The organism is Candidatus Seribacter sulfatis, assembly GCF_964187635.1.
GTDB classification, from domain to species: Bacteria; Verrucomicrobiota; Verrucomicrobiia; order Opitutales; family Seribacteraceae; genus Seribacter; species Seribacter sulfatis.
Map to the genome: position 1 here is coordinate 1 of NZ_CAXLMO010000042.1, position 16364 is coordinate 16364.

16 protein-coding genes are annotated in these 16364 nt (G+C 44.6%); 12 read left to right on the forward strand and 4 right to left on the reverse strand.

The features are described 5' to 3' along the window. Both ACKPQ5_RS04885 and ACKPQ5_RS04890 read left to right on the forward strand, forming a co-directional pair. A partial coding sequence (locus tag ACKPQ5_RS04885) for a lipocalin family protein (RefSeq protein ID WP_407677982.1) occupies positions 1-472 on the forward strand: 472 nt, incomplete at its 5' end. A 218-nt stretch (positions 473-690) separates the two neighbouring features. Continuing rightward, the gene (locus ACKPQ5_RS04890; protein ID WP_407677983.1) at positions 691-1806 is read left to right on the forward strand and encodes a cytochrome P450; all 1116 of its coding nucleotides are present in this window, start codon (positions 691-693) and stop codon (positions 1804-1806) included. 35 nt (positions 1807-1841) lie between these two features. Here ACKPQ5_RS04890 and ACKPQ5_RS04895 read toward each other — a convergent pair whose 3' ends face one another. Then, positions 1842-4574, reverse strand: a complete 2733-nt coding sequence (locus ACKPQ5_RS04895; protein WP_407677984.1) for a DUF6797 domain-containing protein — start codon at positions 4572-4574, stop codon at positions 1842-1844. Between the two features lie 99 nt (positions 4575-4673). Here ACKPQ5_RS04895 and ACKPQ5_RS04900 point away from each other — a divergent pair, with 99 nt between their 5' ends. The 4 genes from ACKPQ5_RS04900 to ACKPQ5_RS04915 all read left to right on the forward strand — a co-directional run bounded on the left by ACKPQ5_RS04900 (position 4674) and on the right by ACKPQ5_RS04915 (position 8112). Further along, positions 4674-5705 carry a CehA/McbA family metallohydrolase gene (locus ACKPQ5_RS04900; RefSeq protein ID WP_407677985.1) on the forward strand — a complete coding sequence of 344 codons (1032 nt, stop codon included), beginning with the start codon at positions 4674-4676 and terminating at the stop codon, positions 5703-5705. Positions 5706-5801: 96 nt separating this feature from the next. Then, positions 5802-6830: a CehA/McbA family metallohydrolase gene (locus ACKPQ5_RS04905; protein ID WP_407677986.1), complete on the forward strand. Its 1029-nt coding sequence runs from the start codon at positions 5802-5804 to the stop codon at positions 6828-6830. A 45-nt stretch (positions 6831-6875) separates the two neighbouring features. Then, positions 6876-7118, forward strand: coding sequence for a hypothetical protein (locus ACKPQ5_RS04910; RefSeq protein WP_407677987.1), 243 nt, complete (start codon positions 6876-6878; stop codon positions 7116-7118). Between the two features lie 61 nt (positions 7119-7179). Next, positions 7180-8112 (forward strand): hypothetical protein, encoded by a 933-nt coding sequence (locus ACKPQ5_RS04915; RefSeq protein WP_407677988.1) that lies wholly within the window; start codon positions 7180-7182, stop codon positions 8110-8112. A gap of 6 nt (positions 8113-8118) precedes the next feature. Here the strand turns inward: ACKPQ5_RS04915 and ACKPQ5_RS04920 are convergent, their stop codons facing one another. Continuing rightward, complete coding sequence (locus ACKPQ5_RS04920; RefSeq protein ID WP_407677989.1) at positions 8119-8655, reverse strand: hypothetical protein; 537 nt, start codon at positions 8653-8655, stop codon at positions 8119-8121. A 40-nt stretch (positions 8656-8695) separates the two neighbouring features. Then, entirely contained in the window at positions 8696-11464 is a 2769-nt protein-coding gene (locus tag ACKPQ5_RS04925) for a bifunctional aconitate hydratase 2/2-methylisocitrate dehydratase (RefSeq protein ID WP_407677990.1), read from the reverse strand. 297 nt (positions 11465-11761) lie between these two features. On the opposite strand from ACKPQ5_RS04925, the gene ACKPQ5_RS04930 reads away from it, so the two are divergent. The 5 genes from ACKPQ5_RS04930 to ACKPQ5_RS04950 all read left to right on the forward strand — a co-directional run bounded on the left by ACKPQ5_RS04930 (position 11762) and on the right by ACKPQ5_RS04950 (position 14381). After that, positions 11762-12121 (forward strand): DoxX family protein, encoded by a 360-nt coding sequence (locus ACKPQ5_RS04930; RefSeq protein ID WP_407677991.1) that lies wholly within the window; start codon positions 11762-11764, stop codon positions 12119-12121. 7 nt (positions 12122-12128) lie between these two features. Next, positions 12129-12488: a DoxX family protein gene (locus tag ACKPQ5_RS04935; protein ID WP_407677992.1), complete on the forward strand. Its 360-nt coding sequence runs from the start codon at positions 12129-12131 to the stop codon at positions 12486-12488. Between the two features lie 62 nt (positions 12489-12550). Beyond that, positions 12551-13603, forward strand: a complete 1053-nt coding sequence (locus tag ACKPQ5_RS04940; RefSeq protein ID WP_407677993.1) for a hypothetical protein — start codon at positions 12551-12553, stop codon at positions 13601-13603. Between the two features lie 115 nt (positions 13604-13718). Then, positions 13719-14138 carry an alternative ribosome rescue aminoacyl-tRNA hydrolase ArfB gene (gene arfB, locus ACKPQ5_RS04945; protein WP_407677994.1) on the forward strand — a complete coding sequence of 140 codons (420 nt, stop codon included), beginning with the start codon at positions 13719-13721 and terminating at the stop codon, positions 14136-14138. A gap of 15 nt (positions 14139-14153) precedes the next feature. After that, a complete protein-coding gene (locus tag ACKPQ5_RS04950) occupies positions 14154-14381 on the forward strand; it encodes a hypothetical protein (RefSeq protein WP_407677995.1) in 228 nt (75 codons plus the stop codon). Positions 14382-14546: 165 nt separating this feature from the next. Here the strand turns inward: ACKPQ5_RS04950 and ACKPQ5_RS04955 are convergent, their stop codons facing one another. Continuing rightward, positions 14547-15632, reverse strand: a complete 1086-nt coding sequence (locus ACKPQ5_RS04955) for a Fic family protein (protein WP_407677996.1) — start codon at positions 15630-15632, stop codon at positions 14547-14549. 240 nt (positions 15633-15872) lie between these two features. Between ACKPQ5_RS04955 and ACKPQ5_RS04960 the strand changes: the two genes are divergently transcribed. Further along, positions 15873-16364: Fic family protein (locus ACKPQ5_RS04960; RefSeq protein WP_407677997.1), on the forward strand; the 492-nt coding region annotated here is incomplete at its 3' end.

A 16364-nucleotide genomic window follows, 5' to 3' on the forward strand; every position in this document is an offset into this window, starting at 1 on the left:
TGCTTGGATGGATCACGAAATTTCATCCAGTCAACTGGGGGAAGATTTAGCCGGGTGGGATTGGACTTGTATGCAGTTGGACGATGGGACCGAGCTAAAAGCCTATCGTTTACGGAAAAAAGACGGGGGCAGTGATCCGTGGTCAGCAGTTTACTGGATTGATCAGGAGGGAAAGACGGAAAGGGTGTATGAGAAAAACTTTTCCTGGGAAACCCTTGATACATGGACCAGTCCAAAAACGGGACTCCAATATCCCACCACAGTCGAGGTCTCAGTAATTCATCCCACCAAGGGGCAGGAAGTGTATCGCTTACGCCCCTTACTCGATCAGCAGGAATTTACGGGCAACCGATCGGATAATGCATATTGGGAAGGTGCCTGTGAGGTCCTGAATGAAAAAGGGAAACGGATTGGCAGCGCTTACCTCGAGCTCGCTGGTTATGGAGGAGGACTGGGTGCCCGCCTCAATTAAATTGTAAAGGCTATATGCTCCACACAATATAACGAATTAATAACGAGCATACTTGACAGTACACTTACCCCGTGGTCAGAATTCTCTGATGTTCAATTTTTTATGGTATATGTTCACCCTCTATTAAAAAGAGGTTCATGGTAGTTTCAGTTTATGGAATACATTCTTAGTCCTCGCCTTCGGTATTGGAACAAAAGATATTCTTCGAGTATTTAATTATGCCACAACATCAAGACAGCTTTGAGGAGGCCCGAGCAAGTTCAGGCATACAATTCACTGAGTTTAATGGTGAAAGAATCCCCTTCATTCTACGCTTAAAAGAACTGCGGAAAACGGCGAAGAATTGGAAGGAGTTCAGCAGCGATAACCCATTTCAGGTGGTTCCTCATTCAGAGGAGGGACTTCGTTCGATGCGGCAAATTCCGATCGAGATGGATCCACCCCAGCATACCGATTTTCGTGCGCTGGTGGAGCCGTTCTTTATTCGTCCGACTCATGCAGACTATATCGAGGATATGGCAAAGATGGTCACATCAATGGTCGCGAATATAATCGATGTGGGGGAAGTGGAAGCCGTTAACCAATTTGCCCTGCCCCTGCAATGCCGTGCATTAGCCAGATTATTAAAGGTTCCTGATTCAGAAGCAGACAAATGGATGGAGTGGGGGATGCATGCACTGACGGAAGGAAGCAGACTTGAGGACTACACTGCAGAACAATTTGCCCGAGCCGAACGGGAGCCGGGAGATGATTTTTTTAGTATGCTTAACCACGCGGAGATGAATGGAGAAAAGTTAAGTTTTACAGAAAAACAGGGGATCGCCAATGTCACTTTTGCCGGTGGCAAAGATACCGTAATTAATGTGGTCAGTAGCATCATTGTCTACCTTGCCGAACATCCGGAAGCCCTTGGTTTTCTTGGAGAAGATGAGCGCTACATCATGACCGCCTGCGAGGAATTTGTTCGTTATGTAAGTCCGCTCACTGCGATTGCCCGAACCTGTCCGCATGCCGCCAGTGTGGCGGATCATGAGGTTCCGGCGGGGGGGCGGGTCGGACTGTGCTGGCCATCTGCAAATCGGGATGAGTCTGTATTTAAAGAACCCAATAAAGTGGTATTGGATCGTATGCCAAACCCGCACATTGGCTTCGGCTTTGGGATTCATAACTGCCTCGGTGCTCCGCAGGCCCGATTAATTATTCGTTGCCTGCTCAAGTCTTTGTGCAAACAGGTAAAAAGTATAAAGCTAATCTCTTTTGAACCCCGAATTGAAAAAGAAGAATCCTACACCCGTCAGGTTGGATATGATCGGGTTGTCGTGAAAATAAGTTAATTCTTAGATTCGGTTCGAGCGAAAAGGACCTTCTTTTAATTCACCCGCAGGATTCCCTGCATCGCCATCCAATGACCGGGAAAGGTGCAGATAAATGGATAATCCCCCGGTTTTTTCGGAGCCCGGAAATGAAGGGTATGTATTTTACCCGGTTCAATGACCGGGATGATATGTAACACTTCATTCAAATCCGGGGCATAGTTTTTCTCCCCGGCTTTAGGATCGCTGATCATTTTAAAAGAGGCCTCTCCCACTTTTTGGGTCGAGCCCGGTTCGATTATCACCAGGTTATGGGGCATGGCATCGACATTTTTTAATTTTAAAGCCAGTGCTTCATTGGGTTTTGCTTCAAGTAAAGTATTGGAATATTTCAGACCGCTTATGGTCTCGATACGAATCTCCCGTTCCCCTTCAATCGTATCACCGGTATAGTCTGGTTTCTTTTTCGAGTCCTGGTTTGCGACTCGAAGGGATACAAAGGACAGCTTATCTTTTCTTGGTTTTGCCAGTCCTTTTAATGAGTACGGTTTGTCCGGGAACATTGGTGAGCAAAACAGATCAGTTTTAAATTCCGTACCGTCGGCATCCTGTAAATGCATACGAATATGCAATTGCATAATTGGTTCAAGGTCGGGCATTTCCACGAAAATAGATGTTCCATTCTCCAGTAATTTTACGGATCGAATATCTACTCGGTCATGTCCAAGACTTTCCGGAACCTTAGCGGAAAATTCAGGGGAACCGTATCGCTTCGCATATTCATAATTCCAGGCATGAGAAAAGTAATTCTTTACCAAGGATGTTGAACGGGGATCGAGCTTGGTGGTGAAATCAATTCTCACACCGTTGCTATGAATCTTAAACCCCTTTGGTTTTCGAACTTTTCCCCCGGTGTATCGTACTCGGTGGAAACAACCGTCCTCAATGGAATAGTCTCCCCAACCATCCAGTCCGGCTACATAGAGTTGGCCATCCTTGGGATGAAAATCGCCACGCATCACTCCGGCCAAAAATTCTCCTTCCATTGGAACCACTGCTCCCTGTGGGCGAGAACCGGTAGCGTCCCGAAGGATTAAGTAGTAGGTTCCCGATCCGTAGCTCAGTCCAACATGAGAACCCTTAAAGGGTCCCCATTTCTCACTGGTTATCTCCTTCATTCCTCCGGTTGAATTATCAATCCCACGGGGAACATAGCAAAGGGGAGGGGATATACCCTTTCCACCTAATCCATACTCCTCTCCCTGATTGACCTCGATGATTGCCGAGGTCGGTGTCCAGGTTCCTTCCTGTGGTCCTGCCCAGAAGTAATCATCCGATCCTCCAACTGCCATGCAGTTACGAACTCCGGTGGCTACTTTTTTTGTCACCCGGTCCGGGCCCGTACGGAATACACTTGTCAATTGGATGAAGTGAAACGATTTGTCCTTCGTCCGGTGCAGTCCAAAGGTGTGAGTATGACTACGGTCAAACCCACCAAAGTCGTTGGCATATTTTTCGTAGTGGTCGACTTCTTCATCCCCATTGGTGTCGTGAAGAACAGAAATTTGCAGACGGTCCAGAACGAAGATTCCGTCCTCATCGACATGAATGCCAATGGGTTGGTTAAACCCAGTGGCATAGCGTTGCCAGGTAATATTTGTTAGATCATCTGAAATTCCTTTGACCAACCAAATATCCCCGGGGAGAGTCGCAACTAAGGCATTACCGTTGGGTAAAAAAGCCATACTGGTCAATTGCATCACAGTTTTATATGGATTGTTGTAGGGAACATTCAGAGTATCGACTACATAATTGGACCCGTTCGAATTACCCAGTTTCCCCGGTACTTTAAGGGTCTTATTCCATCGCTTTACGATTTTTCTTTCTGATTTTAGATGAGCGAGAACGGAATTTTCTTCCACCGGTTTTTTTTCCTTGGATATTCGAATGATTAACGAAGCACCTGAGGAGGCATTTTGGAAAATGAGTTCACCTTGTTTCCATTCTGCTTTTTCAATGCCATTTGATTCGACTACTTCCACCTTAATGGCCCCATCCATTACCTTGCAGGGAAGCGATAATTTTGTAACCGGGTTCAGGAGATCGATTCTTCGATAGAAAGAATTTTCTCCAGCCCATGGTTCGTCCTGGATTTTTGTATCTCCAATTTGATATTCGAATACCACCCGTTTTCCAAACCGGTGTAAGCCGAGATATTCTCCTCCTTTGGGCATTTCAGCTTTGGGAATAGTAAACCAGCTCTTTCCATCAATATTTGCACCGCGCGATGAACCCCAACGGAATGGTTGAAAATTTACCCATCCATCCTGCCAAACGGCACGGTAAGAAAGGGACTTTGTGTCAAAGCAAGCGGACAGCATATGACCGGCACCTAGTTTTACACAGATTCCTTTTTCCACATTTAAACCTTTGCCCTTTACGACATGGGCAAAATGTTCACCGGTGTCTCCTTCATTCCAACGGCCATCATTATGATTATTTTGATTATATTTCCCCCAGTGGCCATGCAGACCGGCATCCAGTCCAGGGTAGGAGGGCAGGATATCAGGGGTCTTATTCGGGTTCGCCATATAGTAATCCGCCTGCCTTTGGTAAAAATCGTAGACCCGGGCTTCATTTACCTTTTCTCCAGATAACTTATAATTCTCACGCCCACCCGCAGGATCGACATAAGGATGCTTGTTAGGTTTTGCTATATTGAGTTCACCTTTACAAATAATCTGTGTGGCGAAAAAAACGAGGAGAGCAGTAATGATTTTAGGTTTCACAATGACATTCTGTGTGGACTCAATGCTATCGCAACTTGATTCGGCACTTTGCCATGGTTGTTGACTATATATTCTTCAAATTTAATGGTAGTAAGTATCATGAAGTACATTCCCGCCCTCCTTGTTACCCTCCTTATCCCATGCCTTGTTCATTCCAAATCCTGGTACAAAGGCAATACCCATGTCCACACTACACTTTGTGGACATGCAGACACCACACCTGATGCGGTTGCCCAATGGTACCATGACCGGGGGTACAATTTCCTGATACTCAGTGAGCATAATAAATTTATCGATCCATCCACGGTTAAACTGAAGGGTGAAGTACGGGATGATTTCCTTCTCGTTCCTGGAGAGGAAGTAACCGGACCGGTTCACAGCACGGCGATGAATGTCTCCCGTTTGGTTCCCTGGGGATTTAAAGATAAGAACCGTTCGAAGGTAATTCAGAATCATGTCGATGAGACACGAAAAGCGGGTGGTGCGGTCATTCTTAATCACCCAAACTGGGGCAGGCCAATTCATACTCACGAAATTTCTCCGGTAAAAAATCTCTTTATGTTTGAACTCTACAATGCTCATCCAGGAGTTCACAGCTTTGGAAATGCTCATCGACCCAGTCTGGAAGTGTTGTGGGACGCCCTTCTCGAAAAGGGTATGACCATATATGGAGTGTCCTCTGATGATGCCCATAAACTAAAGAAATGGGGAGAGAAAGAAAACAATCCGGGTCGCGGTTGGGTCATGGTGCGTTCGAAAAAACTGAGTTCTGATTCTCTTACTGCAGCAATGCTTAAGGGAGACTTTTATTCCTCTTCGGGAGTAATGTTGGAAAAGTTAGAGCGTGGAGCCAATCATATCGAGTTATCTGTTAATGAAAAAGAAACTGCTTGTGAATTGGCTTCTGAATTTCTCTTTGGTCGTCCGGTCAGCAAAGGAGAACTGGGTACTTTTATCGAATTTATCGGTCCGGGAGGAAAAGTACATAAGACAGTTACTGGTTTGTCCGCATCTTATAAAACTAAAGAAGCTTATCTGCGGGCAAAAGTCACTCGCCGAGTAAAAAATAAGGACGGTTCCCTCCGCGAATACTACGCCTGGACTCAACCCGTTTTTACTGACGGTCGATAGTTCTTCACGTTCGCTCAAATTACCCTTCGGATTTTTTATCTGGAGGGTTTCATCTCTTAGTTGCAACCTAATCTAAGCAAAAGTAGGCTAAGTGTTATGAAATCATTTACTGTTGCCTGCTGCCTACTTCCTTTAGTTCATTTTTCTTTTGCGGAAAAGTGGTACAAAGGAAATACCCATGTTCACACAAAACTTTGTGGGCATGCCGATTCCACTCCCGAAGTGGTGGCTCAATGGTACCACGATCATGGCTATAATTTTCTCATTCTCAGTGAACATAATAAGTACATTGATCCTTCCACCGTAAAACTGGACGGGGAAATACGGGATGATTTTCTTCTTGTACCTGGGGAGGAAGTAACCGGTCCAGTTCATAGTACGGCGATGAATGTGTCTCGTCTGGTTCCCTGGGAATTTAAGGACAAAAACCGATCGAAGGTCGTCCAATGGCAGGTTAATGAAACGAAGAAAGCTGGAGGGATTACCATATTAAATCATCCCAATGCCCCCATTATTCGCCCCGCTGAGTTATATCCCGTGAAAGACCTTTATCTATTCGAACTCTATAACGCTCACCCCATGACCAAAAATTTTGGCGATGCCCACCGTCCCTCCACTTCATCTCTTTGGAATGCGTTACTCGATAAAGGGATGACTATTTATGGAGTAGCGTCTGATGATAGCCATAAGTTTGCCAAGTGGGATGAAAAATATGATAACCCCGGTCGCGGTTGGGTTATGGTTCGCTCCAACGATCTCAGTTCGGATGCTATTACCCTGGCAATGAACCGGGGCGATTTCTACTCCTCCTCCGGCGTGATTCTGAAAAAAGTGATGGTTGCCAATAGTCGGATTGAGGTGGAAATCGATGAAGAGGAAACCGCACGGGAGCTTACTTCTCAATTCCTGTTTGGCCGGCCAGTGAAGAAAGGTAAGCCCGGTACTTTTATTGAATTTATTGGACCGGGCGGGGAAGTGGAAGAAACCGTTTCCGGAAACCAGGCTTCATACGAAGCCAAAAAGGACTACCTCCGCTGCATGATCACCCACCGGGTGAAAAAGGCCGACGGTTCCCTGCGGGAGTATTATGCCTGGACCCAACCTGTTTTTACCGACGGACGTTAAATTATTTTATAACCTGGTGTGTAGTTAGCATATAAAATAAGTGTATTGAAATTAATAAACCGTCGTGCTCTTCCAAGTTACAAGGGAGATGAGGAGGATCTTCGATTTCTGATCAGAAAAATGGAGATTCGTAAATTTAAAGAAATTCAGGACTGGATTGAGTGCCCGGTATGGGTTCAACGATCCGCGTTACCGAACAAAAATTCGCGAAAAATTAAAAAAACTCAGCCAACTGGAGCAAGTCGGATTGCTCTGATTTTTGCCGCCATTACCTCAGTACTCAGTTGACATATTTTTGAAATATGGGACATAATTGATATTTCAAATTAACCCTCATTCCCTTACTTCAATGCATACTCGAATTATTGGTCTTTTTGTCTTTCTTTTAACAGCAACTTTTTTACATGCCGATCGGCTGGTTCTGGTCAGTGCCTCGTACGGTAAAAACATTCTCGCAATTACCGAGGCCAATGGCGATGTCATCTGGTCACATAAAACAGCGGGTCAAGCGAAAGGCCATGCCGGACATCACGATGTGCATATGTTATCCAATGGAAATATACTTTTTCATGAGACCTGGCAGGATGTGAAAGAAATCACCCTTGGTAAGAAAATAGTGATGGATTACGACTGTGCCACCGCCAACGGCAATACAGGTAAGGGGGTGAATGTACATGCTTTTTCCCGACTCGCTAATGGAGATACCCAGATTGTGGAGAGTGGAGTAGGGCGGGTGATCAATGTCAATCGTTCTGGGGAATTAAAACATTCCTTTAACCTTAAACCCGGTGGCACTCAGAGTTCCCGTTGGGCCCGAGCCACCCCTCAGGGTACTTTGCTCGTCTGTTCTGAGCAACCGGGTGTGGTTACGGAGTACGATAAAAATGGTAAAGTGGTCTGGGATTATTTAATCAAGACACGGGTGTATGGGGCCATGCGTTTAAAGAATGGAAATACCCTGATTGCATCGGGAAGTGGAAACAGTGTGGTTGAAGTGACTCCCGAAAAGAAAGTGGTCTGGGAAATCAAGGGCAAGGTACCGGGTACGAATATCGAGTTGAAATGGATGACCTGCCTCCAGGAAAGAGCGAATGGAAACTTTATCGTGGGTAACTGCCATGCCGGTCCAAACAATCCACAAATATTTGAAATCACCCGCGATAAAAAAGTAGTCTGGGAATTCAATGAATTTGAATTGGTAGGGAACGGCTTAGCCTGTTGGCAAGTGCTGGATGGCAAAAAAGCCAAGGCCCTTCGCAGCCAATTGGCTGCTCTCAGGTAACCTGATTTACATCATTATGTCACGCATGTGCGTGGAGTAAGTGCTGCTACTTTCAAATGATTTGAGGATTCCCTGTTTCGAATACTTTTTTCCGTTTAGGGTAAATTCAATCCAGAATTTGATCTGACTTTTGGGCACGTACGGGATCGGGGGTACAATTGGGCCGTCCTTGTTGTATCGACTGTTTCCCTGCATCCAGAAATTATAGTCGTAGTCCCATAGAATCTCAGTTTTATTCCCATCGTTCATTTGATATGAAAAGGAATGAATCGTAACCGATTCAACATGTGGGTTTTTCCCGTAGCCATCCTTATCCATAATAAAAACTTGGAAATTGAGTTTGCTGTAAGTTTCGCGTTCTTCCATCCAGCTTGTACTTCCCTGCTTTTTCTGTGGGTTAGAGGCAGGGTTCATGGATACTTGCAATTGATTGTCCAGATCAATCTCTTCGGTAAATGTCTCGTATCCACGAGTATGCATAGTGCCACAACCTGATATCAAAAACAGGGTGCTAAGGCTTAAAATGTGTAACTCAGTTTTCACCCCTCAAGAACTTTTAATTTGAGGAATTAAAAAATAATAATCAGTTATACATTGCCTTAAGGGGCGGTGCAAATTTGGTCAGGTTTATTCCTTTCACGGCCGCTTCATATTCTTCCATGGTGGGGATCCGTCCGAGGATTGCGGAAAGTACCACCACCGGAGTCGAGGCGAGTAAAGACTCTCCCTTTTTACGCTCAGAATCTTCCACCACCCGGCCTTGAAACAATCGGGTGGAAGTAGCCATCACGGTGTCTCCACGGGCTGCTTTTTCCTGATTGCCCATACAAAGATTACAACCGGGTCGTTCGAGGTACATCATATTTTCATACTCATCACGGGCTGTATTCTTCGGTGCATTATCGTCAAATACAAATCCGGAATATTTTTCCAACATATTCCAGTCACCCTCCTCCTTCAGTTCATCAATAATGTTATAGGTGGGGGCGGCGACCACGAGGGGAGCCTGAAATTCAACTTTTCCTTTTTCCTTTTCCAAATTCTTGAGCATTTGGGAAACAATTTTCAGGTCTCCCTTATGCACCATGCAGGAGCCCACAAATCCGAGGTCCACTTTCTTGGTGCCCTGGTAGTATGACACCGTACGGATTGTGTCATGAGTATAACGCTTGGACACATCATCATTATTCACATCCGGATCCGCGATCATAGGTTCATTGATCTGATCCAGGTCGACTACAAATTCTTCAAAGTATTTCGCATTTTCATCGGGGGCAAGGGCTGGTTTTTCGCCTGATTGAATCTCTCCGATGCGCTTATTCGCAATATCGATCAGTCCCTGGAGTACCTGTCCTTCATTATCCATTCCCTTATCAATCATCACCTGGATTCGCTTCTTTGCAATCTCGAGGGATTCAATCAGGGTATCATCCTGAGAAATACAGATCGAAGCCTTTGCCTTCATTTCTGCTGTCCAGTCGGTAAAGGTAAATGCCTGATCCGCTGGCAGAGTGCCGATATGTACCTCGATGATTCTTCCCTGGAATATATTATCTCCAAATTCCTTTAACATCTGGGCCTGGGTGGCATGTACCACATCACGAAAGTCCACATGGTCCTTTAGGTCTCCCTTAAAGGTTACCTTAACCGATTCTGGTATTGGCATCGTTGCTTCACCCGTGGCCAGGGCCAGGGCAACGGTTCCGGAATCGGCTCCAAAGGCCACACCCTTGGACATACGGGTGTGAGAGTCTCCCCCTATAATGATCGACCAGTCGTCCACGGTCAGGTCATTCAATACCTTGTGGATCACATCGGTCATCGCATGATATTCTCCCTTGGGATCGCGTGCGGTGATCAGTCCAAAGTCATGCATGAAATTCATCAACTTGGGAATGTTGGTCTGTGCCTTCTTATCCCAGACCGATGCGGTGTGGCAACCCGACTGGTAGGCCCCGTCGACGGTGGGGGAAATAATCGTGGCCGCCATCGCTTCCAATTCCTGGGAGGTCATTAAACCGGTGGTATCCTGGGATCCGACAATATTTACATTTACCCGCACATCGGAACCGGCATGTAAAATTGATCCCTCTTTCACCCCGACCATATTCTTATTAAAGATTTTTTCCACCGCAGTGAGACCCTGTCCCTCATACGAGATTTCTCGGGCCGCGGCAAATACAGGCTTTAATTCCTGTCCTAAAATTGTGGCGGCAATACTCTGTAATTTCTTACCAAATACAATCGCGTAGGATCCACCCGCTTTTATGAATTCAACCTTCTGTGGAGTGAGGGCAGGGGAGATATCCGCCAACTCGGTGTCCCCCTCATAGAGTTTCTTCTCCTTGGTATTGATCGTCAGAACCTTTCCGGTTTCCACCGAGTATGTCTGTTCCAAAACCGGATCTCCATTCCCATCGAGCACGGTATTTCCATCCGCATCCAATTTCTTAATCCAGTTATTTAAATCGATTCCGATTCCCCCGGTCACACTCACTGTGGTTAAAAAGATCGGGGAAATTCCATTGGTACCAGCAACAATCGGTGCGAAGTTTACAAACGGCACATACTTACTTGCCTGCATGCCCGTCCATAAAGCCACATTATTCACCCCGGACATTCTTGAAGAACCCACGCCCATCGTACCCTTCTCTGCGATCAGCATTACTCGCTTGTCTGGATGCTCTTCCTTGAGTGCGGTAATTTCTTCCTGGGCAGATTCTGAAATCAGGCATTTTCCGTGCAGTTCACGATCAGAACGCGAATGGGCCTGTTTTCCTGGAGAAAGTAAATCCGTAGATATATCTCCCTCTCCGGCAATGTATGTCACCACTTTGATTTCTTCATCCACCTCCGGAAGATTGGTAAAGAATTCCGCATTGGCATAACTCTCCAATACATTCTTGGCAATTGAGTTGCCCGCTTTGTATGCCTCCTCCAGACGACCAGTATCCGCCTCATAAAGGAAGACCTGAGTTTTTAAAACTTCAGCAGCCTGCCCGGCAATCGATTCATCATCTCCCAAAGCCAAATCGAGCAAGACTCTTACCGATGGTCCGCCCTTCATGTGGGATAATAATTCAAAGGCAAAAGTCGGGGTAATCTCCTCCACTATGGATTCACCTAAAATGATCTCCTTTAAAAAAGCCGCTTTTCCTTCAGCCGCACTGGTTGTGCCTGGCAAAGTATTATAGATAAAAAAGTTGAGAGACTCTTTTCTGTGCTCATGTGCACTGTCCTTAATTTGAGCGATTATTTCCGCAGTCAATTCACTTCCATCAATTGGCTTAGGACTCAGTCCCTGAGTTTTTCTTTCTTCGATCTCGGTGAGGTATTCTTGATAGGTATTCATAGGTGGCAGAGTAAATAATTGAAGCGTAATTCTTTAAATGAAAGTTTGTTATTTCTTAATTATTTATAGTTAATTATTTCTCCGAATACGAAACAATTTATAAATTTGTATATTTGCATCTTTAAAAAAAGGTAATTTTGCCACTTTTCACAGGACTGAAAATCAGGAATTGATTCCCGATTTTCAAGGTAAAACATACCGTAATCAATTTTCTTTGTATTTATTGTTTTTCCAACGACGAGACAGACCGTTCCTTTTGCGATTTACGGAAACTCCAATTTACTAGATGATCCAAGAATGACTATTACTATGCCACTCGCTTTAGAAATCCTCTCCATCCTGGTATTTGGTTCCATCATTTTTGTATGGGGCATACGCTACAACAACATAAAGGATGAATTTAAACTCTTTAAATTACCCAACTGGTTACGCGACCTAGTCGGCATATTTAAATTCTCCTTCGCGATCATGTTATTTAACGAAAACCTTGAAGTCGTGCGCCTCGGAGCCCTCGGAATTGCCGTTCTCATGATTGCCGCCCTCCTCACCCATGTTCGCTTAAAAAGTGACGCATCGCGTATGCTTCCGTCCTTTTCCCTTCTCTGTGCCTGCATCGCCATTGCTTACATGTGCACCCAATTGTTGCTCCCTGCCTAATTGTCTGATGGCCTATCTGCAAGAATCACTCCAGATCTTGCTTTTTTTGATCTTCGCATTGGGCGGAGCTTATCGATTTTTTCAACCTATCGATGTCCTCGCCAAGCGCATGCTCTGGGTTAATTACTTCAAACCTATCACCGTACGCACGATCGCCGTGATTGAAGTACTCTGTGGCACGGGTATGCTCCTCGCTCTCCTCCTTTCCAACTCCACTATCCCCTTCCTCCTATACTCCGGGTGCCTACTCATGCTCACCATGCTCGGTGCCGCAATCACCCATGTTATCATTGGGGATTATAAGCAAATTATTGGGAATATGTTTATTCTGTTAATTATTTATCAAGTAACTTTTCCTGTTTTTTAGGAGTTACTATTCGATGTTTGAATTTTGTAGCTTTTTTTAAAATTTGAATTATTTTTAACCGAATGAATTACTTCTATTGGTTTGCACTCATTTTTCATGCATTATTATGTTCATTACAAGCAGACGAATGGATCACGAAGATAACCACGGAGGAAGGTAATTTTACGTTCGGAGGTCCTTTACTGGAGGAAGAAGAAAACCTTCTCGGTAAATGGAAAGGGGAAAATGAAGAAGGAGATAAATGGGAAATTTTTCGCCGACCCAACCATGTGTTTTCAATCCAAGTAACTTGGGTCGAAGAAGGAGAAAAGGGTTCCTTTTTTGGGCATGGTCTGTGGGCCGTCCAAAATTCTGTTTTTCTTTATGCGGACATTTTAGAGTCTGACATCGAAACAGATTCGGATTGGCCAATTGAAGTGAAAAACCGGATCCCCACCGAAGATATCTGGGTGGCCGAGGAAAAAATGAAATTATCAAGCAAAGAAAAAATAATTACTAATTCGGAGGATATTGGGGATAGCAACGAGACAAAAGTGACTTCCTTTGAAATGCCACAAATGCGTCAATTTAATAAAGCGGACCCACTAAAAGAAGCCCAATTATTTGACCAAATACAATTAGCCAGCATTCTGAATGTTGAGGACATTATAAAATTCCTTACGGACCCATCTTATTCAATGGATAAAAAAATAGTCGGAAAATGGAGAACTACTGATAACGATCCTGAATGCGACTCAAATAAGATTTCAGAATTTATTCGTCGTGCGGACGGGTCTACGACCGCCGTTTACAATTCTGAAGAAGATACTGAACCGCCAATGACTCATGGACTTTGTACAATTCGCAATGGTAAGTATTATGGAGTTGATTTGATTGATGAGCAGGAAATTTTTTCTTTTGATGAAATTTTTTTATGGGGTGAAGAAATTGTGAAATCCAGTCCAGATGAATTTGCAACTCAATGGATAGACCCAGAAAGAAAAGTGCTCAAATTTTTACCTATGGTTATCACAGTGACTGATAAAAGAATTGCTCAGTTTGAATCCAAAAAACTTGAGAAAGAATACAAGGAGAATGCTTACGAACTCGAATTCATACTCAAAAGTGTCAAGTAAGTCTATTCAAGGTTAAAAAAAATATACTTTCCCTTTTATCCGATTTAAAGAATTCGAACGAATTAGCCTAACGTTGTGCTTGTGACCGACGGGGTTGGTGGATGTTATAGGTACGATGTTGCCAATATCTTCCAGAGTATCCATTCCCTTGCAGGAGATTCAATTGCAGGCCGTTCGTTCACAGGGAGCCGGTGGGCAGAATGTAAACAAGGTTTCGACTGCGGTTCATTTATTCTTTGATATCCGGGCATCTTCTTTACCTGAGGTTTATAAGGAGCGTTTATTGAATAAGAAAGACCGTCGGATCAGCCCGGGGGGCATCGTGATTATCAAGTCTCAGGAAGCACGCACTCAGGAGACCAACCGGGAAAAAGCCCTGAATCGATTGAAGGAATTGATCAAGGAAGTCATGCAGGTTCGGAAATCCCGCCGGGCGACTTCCCCAACACGGGGATCCAAAGAACGCCGTCTACAGGCCAAAGATACTCGTTCGAAAACCAAAAAATTTAGACGTCGTCCCGGTATGGATGATTAGAGAGAAAGAAAAATAATGAAATTAGATGCATACGAAAAAGAACTTTTACAATTGGATGATGATGGGCAAATTTCCGTCCAGTCTCCAGATCCTAAGGAAAAAGAGGCCCTCATCGCGGCTGCCCGTGAAACCTTACAGAAAGATAAACGAATCAAAATTCGTATGTCTGGTCGTGATCTTCTCTCCCTTAAGCCCATGCAAATCGAGGATGCACCGTCAAAGTATTCCCGTGAGGAAAAATAGTCACACATCTCTTTTGCAACTTCAATCTACCCCGTCAAATTAGCCTTTTATCCTTTACTATAAATTCTTACTAAATCTTCCCTCTTCTGAATGTATTAAGTTTTTGGATAAATGTGTTTCTGACAGTTGGAAATTAGTTGGCTGAAGTTATTGCTTTTAATTTCATTATGAACTCTCTCCAAGAAGTAGTGTACGATAATTTTCATGAATAAACAGTATGGTACGGCCCACTTTTTCTTCAATTAGAACCCCTTCTTCTACTAGTTTTTTCAAATACAAAGATGCGGACTGCCGCTTGGCAATTCCCGCATTCACCAGATCCGCTATCTGACAATACGGTTGCTCGAAAAGCACATCGAGTAATTCACTTGAGTAAATTTTCGGTATGTTCCTCTTTAATTTATCTTTGACTTGCTCCCGGTATGCACGGATCTCACGAATCTTTTGATTGGTCCACTGTGCAGATTCCTCCACCACTTCGAGCATGAACAAAATCCACGACTCCCAATTTTGCTCAAATGTGACTGCACGCAAGCGTTCGTAGTAGTCCGCTTTCCTACGGATAATTCCGCGACTGTGATAAAGAATAGGGGAGGAGAGCAAACCTGCCTGTACCAAGTAAAGGAGATTGAGTATCCGACCAGTTCGCCCATTCCCATCTGCGAACGGATGAATGGCTTCAAATTGGTAATGAGCCACCGCCATCACCACCAAGGGATCCAAATCCGTTGGTTCATTGAGGAAACGCTCCCAGTTTGCCAGTTTTGCCCGAATCAAGGATTCTCCTTGTGGTGGAGTATAAACTACATCTCCCGTGGTTGCATTACCCAAGGCCGTACCAGGCTCTTTTCTAACTGCCATTGTACGCGACTTGATCATCGAGCATACCAGCTCCGCCGTAACGGTGGATAATGGACGATCGTCTAAACTTTGGTAACCCTTGTACAGGGCAGCCCGATAATCTAAAGCCTCCCGGGTCGCTGCATCGGGAGACTGTTCCAACAGTGAACTTCGGAAAAGCTTGTCGGTAGTGGTAACAATATTTTCGATTTCCGAACTCGCCTGTGCTTCAAGTAAGGGTAGCACATTGATCAACAATGTCTTGTTAGGTAGAAAATCTCCTGCTTGTTCTAGTTCTGTCAATTGTGTCCTTGACCGTATGCATTGTTTAAGCACCGGCACAGTTTCTAATTCCCGCTTCGGTGGTAGAGGCGGAAGATTGTTAAAGGGAATCTTGGGGTTGCAGAACATGTCGATAAATATCAATTTTATAAACCTATCTCCAATTTATGTCGACGCCATCGACAGGTCAAGCCGTATATGTCGATAGAATCTAATTTTATCGACATATTGAAGTTAGGGCATCCTTTTCTAATTCCCTTCGATTTGTAATATTATTAATTTGAAAACCATTAAGTGATACTTTATGGTTTATGAATGAAAGTGGAACGACTTACGGAAATAAAGAAGTTGTTTGATCGGGCAGGGGAAATGCCAGAAGAACTTGCCAAAAACCTCCACCAATGGTTCCGGGTTGAACTTACTTACACCAGTAACGCCCTCGAAGGAAACACCCTTACCCGCAGGGAGACTGCAATGGTGGTGGAAAAAGGAATCACCGTGGGCGGGAAAAGCCTGGTCGAGCACTTGGAGGCTATCAACCATGCACAAGCTTTTGATTGGATCGCGGAAAAGGCCCGCAAGCCACTCAAGCATTTTAAAGAAAACGATCTTCTTTCCCTGCATAAAATGATCCTCGCTGGCATAGATAATCACAATGCAGGCTTTTATCGGAATGTTCCTGTTCGCCTTTCTGGTTCGCGTACAGTTTTCCCGAATCCCCGAAAAGTGCCGGATTTAATGTCCGCTTTTCATAAGTGGCTCCAATCCAAAAAGAAGATTCACCCAGTGGATCTTGCCGCAGAAGCTCATTGCCGCTTGGTTACCATTCACCCTTTTATTGACGGCAATGGCCGAACCGCA